Origin of the sequence: Cytobacillus sp. NCCP-133 (assembly GCF_026011715.1) — a bacterium.
Lineage (GTDB): Bacteria > Bacillota > Bacilli > Bacillales > Cytobacillaceae > Cytobacillus.
Map to the genome: position 1 here is coordinate 511,914 of NZ_BRVM01000001.1, position 16,993 is coordinate 528,906.

General features: G+C 41.5%; 14 protein-coding genes. 1 reads left to right on the forward strand and 13 read right to left on the reverse strand.

Annotated features, from left to right (window positions below):
* Nucleotides 1-46: 46 nt before the first annotated feature.
* The 5 genes from hemB to hemA form a co-directional block, all read right to left on the reverse strand.
* Nucleotides 47-1,021 carry a porphobilinogen synthase gene (gene hemB / locus NCCP133_RS02645; RefSeq protein ID WP_264803406.1) on the reverse strand — a complete coding sequence of 325 codons (975 nt, stop codon included), beginning with the start codon at nucleotides 1,019-1,021 and terminating at the stop codon, nucleotides 47-49.
* Complete coding sequence (locus NCCP133_RS02650; protein WP_264803407.1) at nucleotides 1,021-1,806, reverse strand: uroporphyrinogen-III synthase; 786 nt, start codon at nucleotides 1,804-1,806, stop codon at nucleotides 1,021-1,023. The genes hemB and NCCP133_RS02650 overlap by 1 nt, the downstream gene beginning before the upstream one ends.
* Nucleotides 1,803-2,738 (reverse strand): hydroxymethylbilane synthase, encoded by a 936-nt coding sequence (gene hemC / locus NCCP133_RS02655; RefSeq protein ID WP_264803408.1) that lies wholly within the window; start codon nucleotides 2,736-2,738, stop codon nucleotides 1,803-1,805. Before hemC ends, NCCP133_RS02650 begins: the two co-directional genes overlap by 4 nt.
* Before the next feature lie 51 nt (nucleotides 2,739-2,789).
* Complete coding sequence (locus NCCP133_RS02660; RefSeq protein ID WP_264803409.1) at nucleotides 2,790-3,623, reverse strand: cytochrome c biogenesis protein; 834 nt, start codon at nucleotides 3,621-3,623, stop codon at nucleotides 2,790-2,792.
* 232 nt (nucleotides 3,624-3,855) lie between these two features.
* The gene (gene hemA, locus NCCP133_RS02665; RefSeq protein ID WP_264803410.1) at nucleotides 3,856-5,241 is read right to left on the reverse strand and encodes a glutamyl-tRNA reductase; all 1,386 of its coding nucleotides are present in this window, start codon (nucleotides 5,239-5,241) and stop codon (nucleotides 3,856-3,858) included.
* Between the two features lie 213 nt (nucleotides 5,242-5,454).
* Here hemA and NCCP133_RS02670 point away from each other — a divergent pair, with 213 nt between their 5' ends.
* Nucleotides 5,455-5,940 carry a LiaI-LiaF-like domain-containing protein gene (locus NCCP133_RS02670; protein WP_264803411.1) on the forward strand — a complete coding sequence of 162 codons (486 nt, stop codon included), beginning with the start codon at nucleotides 5,455-5,457 and terminating at the stop codon, nucleotides 5,938-5,940.
* Nucleotides 5,941-5,980: 40 nt separating this feature from the next.
* Here the strand turns inward: NCCP133_RS02670 and NCCP133_RS02675 are convergent, their stop codons facing one another.
* The 8 genes from NCCP133_RS02675 to tig form a co-directional block, all read right to left on the reverse strand.
* Nucleotides 5,981-6,718 (reverse strand): amino acid ABC transporter ATP-binding protein, encoded by a 738-nt coding sequence (locus NCCP133_RS02675; protein ID WP_309298029.1) that lies wholly within the window; start codon nucleotides 6,716-6,718, stop codon nucleotides 5,981-5,983.
* A 15-nt stretch (nucleotides 6,719-6,733) separates the two neighbouring features.
* Nucleotides 6,734-7,381 (reverse strand): amino acid ABC transporter permease, encoded by a 648-nt coding sequence (locus NCCP133_RS02680; RefSeq protein ID WP_264803412.1) that lies wholly within the window; start codon nucleotides 7,379-7,381, stop codon nucleotides 6,734-6,736.
* 93 nt (nucleotides 7,382-7,474) lie between these two features.
* Entirely contained in the window at nucleotides 7,475-8,257 is a 783-nt protein-coding gene (locus tag NCCP133_RS02685) for a transporter substrate-binding domain-containing protein (RefSeq protein WP_264803413.1), read from the reverse strand.
* Between the two features lie 327 nt (nucleotides 8,258-8,584).
* Nucleotides 8,585-9,166 carry a ribosome biogenesis GTP-binding protein YihA/YsxC gene (gene yihA / locus NCCP133_RS02690; protein WP_264803414.1) on the reverse strand — a complete coding sequence of 194 codons (582 nt, stop codon included), beginning with the start codon at nucleotides 9,164-9,166 and terminating at the stop codon, nucleotides 8,585-8,587.
* The gene (lon, locus tag NCCP133_RS02695; RefSeq protein WP_264803415.1) at nucleotides 9,163-11,490 is read right to left on the reverse strand and encodes an endopeptidase La; all 2,328 of its coding nucleotides are present in this window, start codon (nucleotides 11,488-11,490) and stop codon (nucleotides 9,163-9,165) included. Before lon ends, yihA begins: the two co-directional genes overlap by 4 nt.
* A gap of 579 nt (nucleotides 11,491-12,069) precedes the next feature.
* Nucleotides 12,070-13,737 carry an ATP-dependent protease LonB gene (gene lonB / locus NCCP133_RS02700; protein ID WP_264803416.1) on the reverse strand — a complete coding sequence of 556 codons (1,668 nt, stop codon included), beginning with the start codon at nucleotides 13,735-13,737 and terminating at the stop codon, nucleotides 12,070-12,072.
* A gap of 162 nt (nucleotides 13,738-13,899) precedes the next feature.
* Complete coding sequence (gene clpX, locus NCCP133_RS02705; RefSeq protein WP_264803417.1) at nucleotides 13,900-15,165, reverse strand: ATP-dependent protease ATP-binding subunit ClpX; 1,266 nt, start codon at nucleotides 15,163-15,165, stop codon at nucleotides 13,900-13,902.
* A 631-nt stretch (nucleotides 15,166-15,796) separates the two neighbouring features.
* The coding region (tig, locus tag NCCP133_RS02710; protein WP_264803418.1) for a trigger factor at nucleotides 15,797-16,993 on the reverse strand (1,197 nt) is incomplete at its 5' end.

The following is a 16,993-nucleotide window of genomic DNA, read 5'->3' on the forward strand; positions in this document are numbered from 1 at the left end:
TTGGCTTCAAGTTCATCGCCGAGAACTAAGCACTCTCAGCTTTTACTTATTGTTCTTTAATCCACCTTGCTGCATCTTTTGCATGATAGGTAATAATCAGATCGCTGCCGGCACGTTTCATGCCTGTAAGCATTTCCATAACAATTTTCTGTTCATCCATCCATCCGTTATGTGCAGCTGCTTTAACCATTGAGTATTCACCGCTCACATTGTAAATGACGATCGGCAGATTCATGTTATTTTTAACATCCCGGACAATATCGAGATAAGGCATTCCCGGTTTGACAATCAGGAAGTCTGCACCTTCGATCAAATCGGACTCTGCTTCACGCAGTGCTTCCAGGCGGTTGGCAGGGTCCATCTGATAGGCTTTTCGGTCGCCAAATTGCGGAGTGCTATCTGCTGCATCCCGGAAAGGTCCATAGAATGCCGAAGCATATTTTACCGCATAAGACATGACCGGTATAGTTTCAAAGCCTGCTTCATCAAGACCTGCACGGATAGCAGCAGTAAAACCATCCATCATATTTGAAGGGGCAATAATATCTGCACCTGCTTTTGCCTGGCTGACAGCTGTCTGTACAAGCAATTCAAGCGACTCATCATTTAAGACTTCCCCATTTTCGATTAGACCGCAATGGCCATGGTCCGTATATTCACAAAGACACGTATCAGCAATAACGATGATTTCAGGAAACTTTGATTTAATAAATCTTGTGGCTTCCTGAACGATGCCATGGTCATGGTAAGCCTGCTGCCCGCATGCATCTTTTTCTTTCGGAATTCCGAATAATAAAACGGATTTAATACCAAGAGAATCAACTTCATTCATTTCTTCTTCCAAATGGTCCAAAGATAAATTGTAAATACCCGGCATAGAAGGAATTTCCCGTTTAATATCATTGCCTTCTGCAACGAAAATCGGATAAATTAAATCCTCAGTCCGCAAGAAGTTTTCACGGACAAGCGCTCTCATATTTGGCGTTTGGCGAAGGCGCCTGTGCCTAGTAAATGGATCCATTATCTTTCCCTCCTGTTTTCTTCCAAATAATCAATAATGCTTTTCAGCATGCTATGTACTGTATATTCTTCCGGGACTGCATGAACGTGAAGGCCATGCGCCTCTGCACGTACTTTGGTTACAGGGCCTATGCAGCCCACCAGACAATTCTTTATATCATCTTGATATCCGAGTTCTTTTACAGCTTCCATAAAATGATCAACAGTTGACGGACTGGTAAAGGTCAGGATATCTATCCCTTTCCCTGAAAGCTGATTTTTTAACAAGCTGATGCTTTCTTTTGGAAAAATCGTTTCGTAAACGATGATTTCGTCAACGTCAGCACCTTTTCCAGAAAGTGATGAGGCTATATAGCTTCGTGCAAGATTTCCTTTCGGTATTAATATCTTCGTCCCTTTATCAATGAAAGGCATGAAGTCCTTTACAAATCCTTCAGCAACATACTCCCTAGGTGTAAAATCCACATTAAATCCTTTATCCAGAAGGCACTTCTTTGTCTTATCGCCGATAACAGCTATTTTTGGGAAAGGTTTATTGCCAGGAAAATCGTGATTTAAAAATGCCTCAACAGCTGTATTGCTAGTGAAAATCAGCCAGTCATATGATTGAATCCGATTCTGTGCTTCAAAGAGAGATTCTGAATTTTGCAAAGGCTCAAAAGCAATAAAAGGGATCTCAACCGGTATCCCTCCATAGTCTTTGATTAGCCTGGAAAAGGACTGGGCCTGTTTTTTCCCTCTTGGCACCAAAACAGCCATGCCTTTTAAAGGGGAGGCCGGGCTCATTGCCCGTCAAGCTCCTCTTTTACTCTGTCTATTAACTCTTTTGCACCCTGTTCGGTTAACACCTTAGCCATTTTAACCCCTATATCTTCAGGATTTGAGCCTTTTATGGTCTCTTTATAAATGACTTTTCCGTCTGGAGAACCGACAAGTCCCGTTAATTCAATTACACCAGTTTCATCAAGTGTGGCATACCCTGCAATCGGCACCTGGCAGCCTCCCTCCATTTTATGAAGAAATGCACGCTCTGCCCGTACGGTTTGGCTTGTTTCACGGCATGCGAGCTTATCAAGCAATGCAAGAAGCTCTTCATCGCTTTCGCGGCACTCAATGGAAAGAGCACCTTGGCCGACAGCTGGCACACAGACATCCGGCTCCAGAAATTCTGTCACAACATCAGAGGCCCAGCCCATTCTCGAAAGTCCTGCAGCTGCAAGAATGATCGCATCATATTCTTCTGTTTCGAGTTTCGCCAATCTTGTATCAATATTCCCTCTGATCCACTTAATTTCCAGGTCAGGGCGCTGGGCTAAAATTTGTGCTCCTCTGCGCAAGCTGCTTGTTCCGATTACAGATCCGGCTTCTAGATCAGAGAGTTTTACATGTCCTTTTGAAATAAGAGCATCACGGTGGTCTTCTCTTTCAGGGATGCTGCCAATCACAAGCCCTTCAGGAAGGACAGCCGGCATATCCTTCATGCTATGTACAGCCATATCAATTTCTTTATCAAGCATAGCCTGCTCGATTTCTTTAACAAATAGTCCCTTTCCACCGACCTTTGAAAGTGTAACATCAAGAATCTTATCTCCCTTTGTCACAATTTCTTTCACTTCAAACTCAAAGGAAGGATCGATGCTTTCCAATTGATTGATTACCCACTTTGTTTGTGTAAGGGCTAGCTTGCTTCGTCTTGAACCTACAATAATTTTTCTCATGACAGCCTCCTGCAATTTGTCCAGCTGGCAATTAATTACGCCAGCCGGGCTTTATGAATACCAAAAATGAAAAGAAGAAAGTTTCCCAAATAGAAAGAAATTAATTAATACAATTAGAAAAGATGCTATATTCCAAAGCGTCAGGGATTTGCCGTACAAGCCTTTCCCAACTCTCAAGTATAGATAAATACTGTATAAAGCAAGAAGAATGAATGATCCGATGACTTTTGAATCATACCAGATCATATCAGGCACTTTCAGATATGCCCATTGAATTCCTAATATCAAACTTATCATCAGCATAGGTACACCGATCACGTTTAATACATATGACATATGTTCAAGTTTTGATAAATCTGTGATCCGCAGCAATCTAGTTCCCCATTTTTTCCTTTTAAGCAAATCATATTGAATGAGATAGAGTAAAGAAAAAACAAAGGAGAGTGAAAAAGCCCCATATGAAAGAATTGCAACGGTTATATGGATCAGCAGCAGTTCTGAGATCAGCTGCTGAGCCATGACATACGACTCAATCTGTACGGGTGCAAAGGTATGGATTGCCATAATAATGAAACCCAGCACATTTGTAAAAAAGACGGTAAAATCGACTCTGAGAAACCGGTTAATTCCCAAAGAAAGAGTGATTAAGACCCAGGCATAAAAATACAGCCCCTCGAAAATGGTCAAAACAGGGAACCTTCCTGTATTCATCATATAAAGAACAAGGAATATCGTTTGCAATACCCATACAAATGCAAGTAACCAGAAGGCAATTCGGTTCGCCTTCCGGTTATGATGGAGAAAATCGATAAAATATAAGAGGACACATAAAGCATACAGAACCACCGTAAATTCATGCAGCCGTGTCATATAGATGTCAGACATGGACAGAACCCCTTTTATCCCGCATTAAAGGGCAGTAAGACCCCCACTTCAAGACTTTGAGGGTAAATTAAAGGATAAGTGGGGGCCCAGCTGCCCGTAAAAGCCCGATTCGTGAGATACAGTGAAACTTGCCGATGCGCAGCAGAGTCTTAGCTGGACCCAATCGGGTTCGTATTGTCGATTAATCGAATTGATAGCGGATATCTTAGAGACAATAGAACGCGGCTAACCATCAGTGGGAATAAAAGCCCCCACTGGTGGATGTTTCACATTTTGATTGAAAGGAAGCCTGCGGCGATTGAGCAATTGCGTGTTTTGATTTCGCTGCATACACGTTCTGCTGCTCTGAAACAAGTTCTTCTATATTAAAGATTTTTACAAATAGGTCTAATGCCTGTTCGGAGTTTTTCTGTCCAGCCATTTCCTTTGCTTGTAGGATAGGATCTTTTAATAGCTGATTAATAATGCTCTTGGTGTGCTTGTTTAGTACTTTTTTATCACGTTCACTCAATTGAGGCAGCTTTCTTTCAATGCTTGTCATGGTTTCACTCTGTATAGCCAGTGCCTTCTCACGCAATGCGGAAATAACTGGGACAACCCCCAGCAAGTTCAGCCACTGTTTGAAATCAACAATTTCTCCTTCAATCATAAGCTGAATCTTTGCTGCCGCTTTTTTTCGTTCTTGAAGGTTAGCTTCGACAATGCCTTCAAGATCATCGATATCATATAGGAATACACTTTCCAAGTCTGCCAATTTAGGATCCAGGTCCCTCGGAACCGCAATATCCACCATAAATAACGGCTTGCCTTTGCGCATTTTCTCTACGTTTGCCATGATGTCCTTCGTAACAACAAACTCTTTAGCTCCTGTTGAACTGATCAGAATATCTGCATCAATAAGGGCACATTGTAGTTCATTCAAGGTCTTAGCTTCCCCAGCATAACGGCTTGCAAGGTCCTGAGCCTTTTCAAATGTACGGTTAATGACCGTAACTTTGCTTGCTCCATTCGCATGGAGGTTCTGGATTGCAAGCTCACCCATTTTGCCGGCACCTAGTATAAGAACATGCTTATGATCAAGTGCACCGAATATTTTTTTTGCCAATTCCACAGCGGCATAGCTGACAGAGACGGCATTTGCACCGATATCTGTTTCTGAATGGGCACGCTTTGCAAGGGTTACCGCTTGTTTAAACAGGTGGTTAAATACCGTACCAGTCGTATATTCTGATTGAGCCTCTAGAAAGCTTGACCGCACCTGTCCCAAAATCTGCGTCTCACCAAGAATCATGGAATTAAGGCCACATGCCACATTAAATAAATGCTCTATTGCCCCATCCTCTTCATAAATGAATAGGTATGGAGAAAATTCGCTTTGCTCTATATTAAAATACTCTGCCAAAAATTCTTTTATATAATATCGGCCAGTATGAAGCTGGTCCACCACCGCATAAATTTCGGTACGATTACATGTTGACAGAATAACATTTTCAAGAATGCTCTTTTTATCATTCAATGTCTTCATCGCATCGCCAAATTGGGAAGAATTAAAGGTTAGACGCTCACGAATTTCAACAGGGGCAGTTTTATAATTAAGACCGACGACCAAGATATGCATTTGTGATTGACACCCCCAGATAAATTGCATAATTCACTAATATAAGTATATCATTTCTATTTGTTGCTTTAAGGCTTAAATGTGAACAGAAATTGAACACATATGTTACTATGATCTTGGAATGAAAATTCTTTGTTAGATAAATAGTCCCTTAAGTACATTAACAAAAAAACTTGCCAGATTCAAGTGAACCTTATTGGAAGTGGTGTTTTTATGAAAAATCAGCGTATTTTCCCGGGAATAATTTTAATCGGATTCGGAGCCTACTTCTTCCTCCAGCAAACAAATTTCAGCGCCTTGCTGCCATTCTACACTTGGCCAACACTTCTGGTCATCGTGGGGGCTGCCTTTTTATTTCAGGCTTATGGCGCCAGGGACTATGAGTCCATTCTTCCAGGTGTGATTTTAACAGGATTCGGACTGCACTTCCATGTCGTTAACCGACTGGAAATATGGCCGGATCATATAGGGATATTTATTTTGATCATTGCACTTGGCTTTCTGCTGCGCCACCAAAAAACAGGAACTGGCCTATTTCAAGGTATCTTATTATTAATTCTTGCCGCCATGCTTCTATTTTATGACAGAGTCATTGAATGGATGGGCCTGCTTGAAAACGGCGTTTCGACTGCCTGGCGATTTTGGCCGATCCTGCTGATGCTCATAGGCCTATATTTTCTAATCATAAAGAAGAAATAGAAAAGACAGGGGATATGCTACTTTTCCCCTGTCTTTTCTATTATAAAACTGAATCTAAAAAGTTCTTGGTTCGTTCTTCTTTTGGATTATTGAACAGATCTTCTGGATGTCCTACTTCGACGATTTTTCCGTCATGCAGATAGACAGCCCAATCTGCCACTTCTTTAGCAAATCCCATTTCATGGGTGACAACAACCATTGTCATCCCTTCTTCAGCCAATTCTTTCATTGTTGACAGAACTTCTCCCACCAATTCAGGATCCAAAGCAGAAGTTGGCTCATCGAAAAGCATGATATCCGGTTTCATGGCCAATGCCCTTGCGATGGCGACACGCTGCTTCTGCCCTCCCGATAGTTTTGAAGGATACACGTTTTCCTTATCAGAAAGCCCAACTTTTCTTAAAAGATCCTGTGCTTCTTTCTTTGCTTGATCTTTAGGCATGCTTTTTACATAGACAGGAGCTTCCATTACATTCTCCAGGACGGTCATATGAGGGAAAAGGTGAAAATGCTGAAATACCATCCCCACTTTCTGCCTGACCTTGTTTAGATCGTGGGTTTCTTGTTCCACTTTTTCACCTTCAAAAATGATGTTGCCGCTATCCTTCAATTCAAGAAAGTTCAAGCATCGGAGCAGCGTGCTTTTGCCGGATCCGCTTGCACCGATTAGGCAAACCACATCACTTTCTTTAACCGTTATATCAATATCCTTTAATACATGTAAATCACCAAATGATTTGTTAAGCTTTTCTACTTTTATCATGTAAGTTTCACTCATGCATATCTTTCCTCCTTAATCACTGCTTGCCATTTTTTTCTCTGCCATATTCACAAGGACGGAGAAAATAAGTACAAGTACTAAATAGTAAACAGCTACGATCAGCAAATAGCTCATGTAGTCGTATTCGTTTGAACCATAAGTTGTCGCCACATTAAAGAGCTCGTACATGCCGATGAATGAAGCGAGTGAAGAATCCTTCAATGCAATAATAAACTGGTTGCCAAGGGGCGGCATAGCACGGCGAAAAGCCTGCGGGAGGATAATTCTTCTCATCGCCAGACCCGCTGTCATGCCAAGCGAGCGCCCAGCTTCCATTTGTCCCTTATCGATGGATTGGATGGATCCTCTGAAAATTTCTGCAATGTAGGCTCCGTTGTGGAAAGCAAGGCCAAGCACTACCGACCAGAACTGTGAAATATCCAAGGCAGTCAATCCGAAATAGAAAATGAATATTTGAACAACCAGCGGTGTTCCCCTTACAAGGAAAATATAAATGTCAGCAATCCATTCTAAAACTTTTATTTTTGATATCTTTAAAAAGGCAAAAAACAACCCTATGAAAATAGCAATAAAAACCGCTACCACTGTTAATTGAAAGGTTAACAGCATCCCTTTTATAAATACCGGATATGTATCAATAAACTTAGTCAGCAAATCCAAATGGATCCCCCCTTACAGGTGCCTTTTTCTGTTTGTTGTCTTGCCTAAAAGAAAAACAGGCGAATGCATTCTTACACACATCCGCCCACAATGTTATTCCTTCTCAGGATCAACCGTTATATCTTCACCGATATATTTCTTGCTGATTTCTGTGAGTGTTCCATTCTCGCGAAGTGTTTCAAGAGCTTCATTTACTTTTCCAAGCAGTTCTTCATTATCCTTTGCAACAGCAATTGCCTGCTCACTGCGGCCAAGAAGCTCCTTACCTTCAATTTCCATTCCGGCGCCAATGGCTTCTTTTCCTGTAATAAAGTCTGTGATAACAGCATCATGCTTGCCTTTGCTTAAAGCTTCCAAGGCAACAACATCACTGTCGTAAAAATGAATATTATCTGTGACTTCCTCTGCATTTGCAGTATAGGTAGATCCTTTTGATACTGCAATTTCCAATCCTTCCAAATCTTCCAGCGTTTCAACAGAGCTATCTGGTCGCACATAGATTTGCGGGCCGGAATAGTAATAAGGCGTCGAGAAGTTGACAGCTTTCAGGCGGTCTTCTGTAATCGTATGACTGGCTACGGCAGCATCAAAACGGCCGGATTTTACACCTTCCACAATACCGCCAAATTTAAATTTATTTTGAACTGGCTCCAAGCCAAGCTCATTTGCTACTGCTTCAGCCACCTCAATATCAAAGCCGCTCATGCTTCCATCATCATTTGTAAAACTAAAAGGCTTGAACTCACCTGATGCCGCATATGTAAACTTCCCATCTTCTACAAGGTCCATTCCATCTTTAGACGCTTCCTCTGATCCGCATGCTGCCAGGGCCAATACGAAAGCAGCTGCCATAATTCCTTTTAACCAATGTCTCACTAGTCTAAATTCCCCCTTCAGCTTCTCTCTATTAACATTAACAATCTCTTTTAACTGTAACATCTTTTTAAAATTTTCTCAAAATTCGTATTTTATGATAATTTTTGATATAAAGGGAAATAACATGTTCTCATGAAGTGACAGGATTTCTGCTCTGTTATGACCCTAGATTCTCTTTAATCCTGCAGATTCCTTTATATCCGACAAAATTTTCACCCAATGCCTTCCATCTGTACACCGAAGCTTTCTTTATGAAACTTTATTCCACTAGTTAATTTTACCTATCGAGGAACACAAAAACCCCGCTGCTCATACAGCGGGGTTTTTTCACATATAGCTTAGCAATACTGACCATGCCTTATCCTTTCCATATCCTGTTTCAGATGAAAACATGATCATATGATCATTCGGATCAATATCAAGTGTTTCTTTAGTAATCTTCATATGCTTTTGCCATTTGGATTTTGGAATTTTATCCGCTTTAGTAGCAATGACAACACAAGGGATATCATAGTGTTTTAAGAAATCGTACATCATGACATCATCACTTGTAGGAGGATGCCGCAAATCAACAATGAGAACGACCGCCTTTAGCTGCTCTCTCGATGTTAGATACGTTTCAATCATCTTCCCCCATGCTTCACGTTCTTTTTTAGACACCTTTGCATAACCGTAGCCTGGTACATCTACAAAGTGCAGCACCTCATTTATGATGTAAAAGTTTAGAGTTTGCGTTTTTCCCGGCTTGGAGGAGATTCTTGCCAATCCCCTCCTATTGAGCATTTTATTGATAAAAGAGGATTTGCCGACATTTGAACGGCCAGCAAGGGCAAATTCAGGCAAGTCACTATCCGGATACTGAACTGGCTTAACAGCACTGATGACGATTTCTGAGCTGGTTACTTTCATGCTTGTGCACCGCCATTCAGAGCATGCTTCAGCACTTCATCCACATGGGACACCAAAACAAAATCCAATTCTTCCCGGATGCTTTCAGGAATATCCTCAATATCCTTCTCATTATCTTTTGGAAGGATAATTTTTGTCAGTCCTGCACGATGGGCGCTTAAAGATTTTTCTTTTAAGCCGCCAATAGGAAGAACCCGTCCTCTTAATGTGATTTCGCCTGTCATGCCTACTTCTTTTCGGATTGGCTTGCCTGATAGAGCAGAAACCAATGCAGTTGTAATCGTAATACCGGCAGATGGACCATCCTTGGGAACAGCACCCTCCGGTACATGGATATGGATGTCATGCTTTTCATGGAAGTTCTCGTCAATGTCCAGTTCCTTTGCCTTTGAACGCACATAGCTGAACGCAGCTTGAGCGGATTCTTTCATGACGTCCCCCAGCTTTCCTGTTAAAACAAGTTTTCCTTTTCCAGGAGAAAGGGATACTTCAATTTGCAGTGTATCGCCGCCGACTGTCGTATATGCCAGCCCTGTAGCAACACCAACCTGATCCTCATGTTCAGCCTGCCCATATCGGTACTTTGGTTTCCCGAGGAATTCTTCAACATTCTTTGAGGAAATAATAACCTTCTTCTTATCACCTGAAACGATAATCTTTGCTGTTTTCCTGCAAATGGCAGCTAGCTGACGCTCCAACCCACGGACTCCAGCTTCACGGGTATAATAGCGGACAATCATTTGCAGCCCATCTTCGCGAATTTGAAGCTGTGATTTAGTAAGGCCATGTTCCTTTACTTGCTTCGGCAGCAAATGATCTTTTGCAATGTGGATTTTTTCCTGTTCAGTATATCCTGCGATTGTGATAACTTCCATCCTGTCCAGCAGCGGGCTTGGTATAGTGCCCAGATTGTTAGCTGTTGCAATAAACATAACTTTGGAAAGGTCATATGTCTCTTCAATATAATGATCACTAAAATTGTGGTTTTGCTCCGGATCCAAAACTTCCAGCATAGCGGACGAAGGATCACCGCGGAAGTCAGACGACATTTTATCTATTTCATCCAGCAAAAATACAGGATTAATGGTACCCGCCTTTTTCATTCCCTGGATTATGCGTCCCGGCATAGCTCCCACATACGTTCTTCTATGTCCGCGGATTTCAGACTCATCCCGCACGCCTCCGAGAGAAACCCTGACAAAATTCCGATTAAGCGATGTCGCAATGGAACGTGCCAAACTAGTTTTTCCTACCCCTGGAGGGCCGGCCAGACATAGAATAGGACCTTTAAGGGAATTTGTCAGCTTTTGGACAGCAAGATATTCCAGAACCCGTTCTTTTACCTTTTCCAGCCCATAATGATCTTCATTGAGGATGCGCTCCGCTTTGCGGATATCCAGATCATCTTCTGTTGCATTAGACCATGGCAATGTGACAAGCCATTCAATATAGTTTCGAATTACAGCACTTTCTGCAGAGCTGGATGGCACTTTTTCATAACGGTCCAATTCTTTAAAAGCCGTTAACTGGACATGCTCAGGCATGCCTGCAATTTCAATCTTTTCTGTAAGCTCAGCGATTTCCCCAGTCTTGCCTTCCTTATCCCCGAGCTCCTTTTGGATTGCTTTCATCTGTTCACGCAAGTAATATTCTTTTTGTGTTCTTTCCATTGACTTTTTGACACGCTGGCCGATCTTCTTTTCCAGGTTAAGAACTTCCTTTTCATTATGAATAATATCAATTACCTGATTCATGCGTTTTTTTACGTCAATAGTTTCAAGAATTTCCTGCTTTTCCTTGAGCTTTAGAGGCAAATGCGAAGAGATAATATCTGCCATACGGCCTGGCTCTTCAATATCGGCAACAGATGAATAGGTTTCCGCAGAAACTTTCTTCGATACCTTTATGTACTGCTCAAAGTACTCCAGCATAGTTCTCATTAAAGCCTGATCTTCTGCATCCTTTGTTTCAGGATCTTCAAAAACCTTCACACTAACCGAATAATGATCTGCCTCTTCCTGAAATTCAAGAATTTCAGCTCTTTTAAGCCCTTCAACGAGGACACGGATTGTTCCGTTTGGCAGCTTGAGCATTTGCTTTACGCGGGTTAGCGTTCCCATATGATACAAATCTTCCTCAGAAGGTTCATCTATAGAAATATCCTTTTGTGTTGTTAAAAAGATTAAATGGTCATCTACCATTGCTTTTTCAAGAGCCTGAATCGATCTCTCACGGCCAACATCCAAATGCAGAACCATGGTCGGATAGACAAGCAGACCCCGAAGCGGCAGGAGGGGGACGATGATTTCTTTCTTTTTCGCCATTCCATTGCACCTCCAAATGCATATCTAGTTAATTTACCCCAAATTGCTAATAATGTACAATTCTAACTTATTTGATCTAGAGTGTCTATTAAAGAGAAAACTCAGTTAAAAACACGTCTGACAATTTGTGCTTTTTCACCACTTAGCCAAATTCGCCATATAGAAAAAAGTACGTTCTTTTCTCATAAATTGTTGTTTTTGCTTATGAATTCTAGTGCTGATTTTCCCTGCGACACTTGCTTTCCGCAGGGAGGAATGAAAGCTTCCTCATCTTCGCCTGTGGGGTCTCTCACTTCCCGCAGGACATTGAATAAGCTTCCTCGATTTGACACCGCACGAAGGAAATGCAGCAGCAATTTCGAGGATCAACTGCCCTCCGCTGCAATCAACTCAGAGCTGAACTTATTTTGGGCTTATAGAAAATTTATTAACTTATTACTACACTTTATCCTTCTTTACGCAAATAAAACTTCGGTTTGTAGCCTAAACTGCAAACCGAAGTTTTTTACCGCGATTAGCGGGAGGCGTGTGGCAAGGGAAATCTTGACGATGCATCTAATAAGATTGAGCTTGGAGACATTAGATGCTCTCTTTTTTCGATAATTCGATTGTAGCGCTTATGGCTTGCTCTTTATGAAAGTCTTTTTGTAAGGCCATATCGAATACTTCGTTTAAGTGGCTTACAGGTACTATTTTTATGCCTGTAATTTCTTTTAAAATAGATTGCATATTTTCCTTCGGGATAATCACAGTTCGTGCTCCCGCTTTCTTTGCTGCTTTTATCTTCGGATAAACACCGCCAATTGGCTTTACATACCCATGTATGCTAATTTCTCCTGTCATTGCCACTGTATGATCAACAGGCCGCTTATAAATTGCTGAATAAATGCCGGTAGCCATGGCAATGCCGGCAGATGGTCCATCTATTGGTACACCGCCTGGAAAATTAACATGTATATCATATTCATCTGCCGGAACACCCATTGACCGCAAAACAGTGATTACGTTTTCAATCGATCCTTTCGCCATACTTTTTCTGCGAATGGATTTCCCTTGGCCCCCAATGCTTTCTTCTTCCACAATGCCGGTTATATTAATGCTTCCCTTCTCTTTTGCTGGGATAACCGTCACTTCAATTTCAAGCAATGCTCCTGTATTTGGGCCATAGACAGCAAGACCATTAACAAGGCCAACCGCTGCAATGGAATTGATTTTTCGTTCCATCCTTGGTGTCAGCTGGCTTGATTGTATAACCCATTCAATATCCTCATCTTTTATGTAATCTCTTTCTTCCTGAATGGAAAGTCCAGCAGAAATTTGTATCATATTAACCGCTTCACGGCCATTTCTTGCATAATTCGAAAGGATTCCAAGTGCATTTTCGCTAATTTTCAGGTTAACCTTTTCTGCAGCTTTTTTTCCAACCGCAGCAATTTCTTCTTCTGCTAACTCCCTGAAGAATACCTCCATGCATCTGGATCGGATTGCAGGCGGAATTTCGTTTGGTGTTCGGGTCGTTGCTCCAATTAGCCTAAAATCTGCTGGCAGCCCATTTTTGAATATATCGTGGATATGGTTGGGTATTTGTGTATTTTCTTCATTATAGTAAGCACTTTCAAGAAACACTTTTCGATCTTCAAGCACCTTCAGTAGCTTGTTCATCTGTATGGGATGAAGTTCCCCGATTTCATCAATAAACAGTACTCCCCCATGAGCATTTGTGACCGCACCTTGTTTAGGCTGTGGAATCCCAGCCTGTCCCATCGCACCCGCTCCCTGATAAATCGGATCATGAACAGAGCCTATGAGCGGATCGGCAATTCCACGTTCATCAAACCGGGCTGTTGTTGCATCCAGCTCTATAAATATGGAGGAGGGCTGAAATGGAGACTTTGCATTTTTTTTCGCTTCCTCCAATACTAACCTGGCTGCAGCAGTTTTCCCCACACCGGGAGGACCGTAAATAATAACATGCTGAGGATTGGGTCCGCACAATGCTGCTTTAAGAGATTTAATCCCGTCTTCCTGCCCAACAATATCCGCAAAGCTGGAAGGACGCACTTTTTCTGCTAAAGGCTCTGTCAGTGATATAGAGCGCATCTTTTTTAATACATCCATTTCTTTTCGTGATTCCCGATCAATAGAAACCTTTTGGGTTCGCTGGCTTCTAAGCAGATTCCAAAAATAAAGCCCGATGACAATGCCAAAAAACAATTGGATAAATAAAGCAATCCCCGTCCAACTCATTGTGTTCCCTCCTGCATTATTAGTTCTCGCTGATAATGCTAGTATCTCCCTCACTTAGTTGGAATAAACAAGGAATTCACTTAAAAGTATGGAAAGAAGGACTTAGGATAAACCAGCAATTCCATATAAAAATGGCCAAGCCCTAAAGGGCTGGCCATACAATTATGCAGAAGTTTTGCGTTCTTCTTCAACAACAGTCCCATCGTCTAAAATCAGCTTTGGAGTGCCGTTGCTAATCACCGTTTCTTTTGTGATAATACATTTTTTAATATCTTCGCGTGAAGGAAGATCAAACATAACATCCAGCATGATTCCTTCAATGATAGAACGAAGTCCGCGTGCCCCTGTCTTTCTTTCAATTGCTTTTTTAGCAATTTCTTCGAGGGCGCCTTCTTCAAATTCCAGTTCAACATCATCCAGTTCAAGCATTTTTTGATATTGTTTAACAAGTGCGTTTTTCGGCTCTGTTAAAATCTCAATCAATGCGGCTTCATCCAGCTGTGAAAGGCTAGCGATAACCGGAAGACGTCCGATGAATTCCGGAATCAAACCAAACTTAAGCAAATCTTCTGGCAGTACTTTTGATAAAAGATCCTTTGGTTCAATATCCTTTTGCTTTTGGTCTGAGCCAAAGCCAATTACTTTTTGGCCCAGTCGGCGCTTAATGATTTGCTCGATGCCATCGAATGCACCGCCGCAAATAAATAGGATATTGGTTGTATCGATTTGAATGAACTCCTGATGAGGATGCTTACGGCCGCCTTGAGGCGGAACGCTTGCTACTGTACCTTCCAGAATTTTCAATAAGGCCTGCTGTACGCCTTCACCTGAAACATCACGTGTAATGGAAGGATTTTCCGACTTTCGAGCCACTTTATCAATCTCATCAATATAAATAATTCCTTTTTCAGCCTTTTCTACATCATAATCTGCTGCCTGGATCAGCTTTAAGAGAATATTTTCAACATCTTCTCCAACGTATCCTGCCTCAGTCAATGAAGTTGCATCGGCAATGGCAAATGGAACATTTAGAATTCTTGCCAATGTCTGGGCAAGCAATGTTTTACCGCTGCCAGTCGGCCCAATCATGGCAATATTACTTTTTGATAGTTCTACTTCATCAATTTTACTGTTGGAATTGATGCGTTTGTAGTGGTTATACACAGCGACAGACAAAGATTTTTTCGCCTGTTCCTGGCCAATCACGTACTCATCAAGAATGTCACGGATTTCTGCCGGCTTCGGCACATCCTTGAACTCAACTTCTTCTTCAGTACCAAGCTCCTCTTCAACGATTTCAGTGCAGAGCTCGATACATTCATCACATATATAAACCCCTGGTCCGGCAACAAGCTTGCGAACCTGGTCCTGTGTCTTTCCGCAGAAAGAACATTTTAACTGCCCTTTTTCATCATTAAATTTAAACAAATCCTTCACCCCTTGAAAAAACTTCAAAACGATATATAAAGCTTGCGATATCACATGCAAACAATTCAATGTTCAGCCATATAAAAAGCGGAAATCTTCATAAAAAGGCGCCAAAGTCCGTAAATGAGCCTATCTTTAATAATTCACACTTTCTCAAAACTCAAAACCTTCAGCAGTTATGTATTGCATTGTAACACATTTTTACAGTGGACAGGAAATAATAACGCTCAGAAACCCAGCAGATTATGTATGCATGCATGTGATTGTATTTCTAAATAAAAACAGGCTGAAATATATGTACTTCCATAAGCTTAACCAAAAATGGCTAAATTAAGTCGGCCATCATGGCCGATATAAAATTTTCTATTTATATGTATTTGTATTCCTGTCCATGTCAATAAGGGCTATTCTGTTATGTATGTAAAGTCTTGATTGTATAAAACAAGGCACGATACACTCGCGCCTTGTTTCTATTAAAAGGAAAAAAGTTTCTGCCTCCGGAGTTAGACTATTGTCTAGCTCCGCCTCCTTGTCCCTCGAGGTCATAAGCCAAATTACTGCTGAGGTTTAACAACCTCCTCCGTAATTCGACTTATGCTTGTCGGACTTGCACAGGCTTCGCTTTTTTTTATTATGCAACAGTTTTACTGTTTTCCACAAGGAAATCAATTGCTTTTTTAATTTGAAGATCAGCTTTTAGGCCTTCAAGGCTTCCAATAGCTTGTTTCATCTGGTCAACAGACATTTTGTACGTTTCTGCCATTTTGTTAAGTTCTTCTGTTGCTTCTTCATCCGTTACTTCGATGTTTTCCGCTTTTGCGATTGCTTCAAGAGTAAGGTTCACGCGCACACGCTTTTCAGCTTCCTCTTTCATTTGCTCACGTAATGCAGCTTCATCTTGTCCAGAGAACTGGAAGTAAAGTTCAAGGTTCATGCCTTGCATTTGCAGGCGCTGTTCAAATTCCTGCATCATGCGGTTAACTTCTGTGTCAACCATCGCAGACGGAATTTCCATTTCTGCATTAGCAGCAGCTTCTTCAACTACAGTGTCGCGAACATGATGCTCAGCTTCATGCTTCTTGCTTTCTTCTAAACGAGTTTTGATTTTTTCTTTTAATGCATCCAGCGTTTCAACTTCTTCGTCTGCATCCTTCGCAAACTCATCATCCAATTCAGGAAGCTGCTTCGTTTTGATTTCATGTACAGTTACTTTGAAAGTTGCAGGCTTGCCAGCTAACTCAGCAGCATGATATTCCTCAGGGAATGTAATTTCCACATCTTTGGATTCTCCAGCAGCAGTACCTGCCAATTGATCTTCGAATCCTGGAATGAATTGACCTGAGCCAAGTTCTAGAGAGTAATTTTCAGCTTTTCCGCCTTCGAAAGCTTCTCCGTCAACGAATCCTTCAAAGTCCATAACAACTGTATCGCCATTTTCTGCTTTGCCTTCTTCTTTAACAGCAAGCTCAGCTTGTCTTTCCTGAAGGGAAGTTAACTCATTGCTAACATCTTCTTCTGTAACATTTGTGTCAAGCGGCTTAACTTCAAGGCCTTTATATTCACCTAGCTTTACTTCAGGCTTAACAGTCACTGTAGCTTTGAAAATTAGGCTCTTGCCCTTTTCAATTTGCTCAACATCAATTTCAGGACGGTCAACAGGCTCAATTCCTGTTTCGCCGATTGCATTTGCATAAGCTTCTGGAAGCAGGAAATCTACTGCATCCTGGTATAGAGATTCAATTCCGAAACGTTTTTCAAACATTCCGCGAGGCATTTTTCCTTTACGGAAGCCAGGCACATTTACTTGTTTAACTACTTTTTTAAATGC

Bases quoted from the DNA above. Each gene is read 5' to 3' on its own strand.
- hemB (WP_264803406.1), bottom strand. From the start codon at position 1,021: ATGGATCCATTTACTAGGCACAGGCGCCTTCGCCAAACGCCAAATATG.
- NCCP133_RS02650 (WP_264803407.1), bottom strand. From the start codon at position 1,806: ATGAGCCCGGCCTCCCCTTTAAAAGGCATGGCTGTTTTGGTGCCAAGA.
- hemC (WP_264803408.1), bottom strand. From the start codon at position 2,738: ATGAGAAAAATTATTGTAGGTTCAAGACGAAGCAAGCTAGCCCTTACA.
- NCCP133_RS02660 (WP_264803409.1), bottom strand. From the start codon at position 3,623: ATGTCTGACATCTATATGACACGGCTGCATGAATTTACGGTGGTTCTG.
- hemA (WP_264803410.1), bottom strand. From the start codon at position 5,241: ATGCATATCTTGGTCGTCGGTCTTAATTATAAAACTGCCCCTGTTGAA.
- NCCP133_RS02670 (WP_264803411.1), top strand. From the start codon at position 5,455: ATGAAAAATCAGCGTATTTTCCCGGGAATAATTTTAATCGGATTCGGA.
- NCCP133_RS02675 (WP_309298029.1), bottom strand. From the start codon at position 6,718: ATGAGTGAAACTTACATGATAAAAGTAGAAAAGCTTAACAAATCATTT.
- yihA (WP_264803414.1), bottom strand. From the start codon at position 9,166: ATGAAAGTAACCAGCTCAGAAATCGTCATCAGTGCTGTTAAGCCAGTT.
- lon (WP_264803415.1), bottom strand. From the start codon at position 11,490: ATGGCGAAAAAGAAAGAAATCATCGTCCCCCTCCTGCCGCTTCGGGGT.
- lonB (WP_264803416.1), bottom strand. From the start codon at position 13,737: ATGAGTTGGACGGGGATTGCTTTATTTATCCAATTGTTTTTTGGCATT.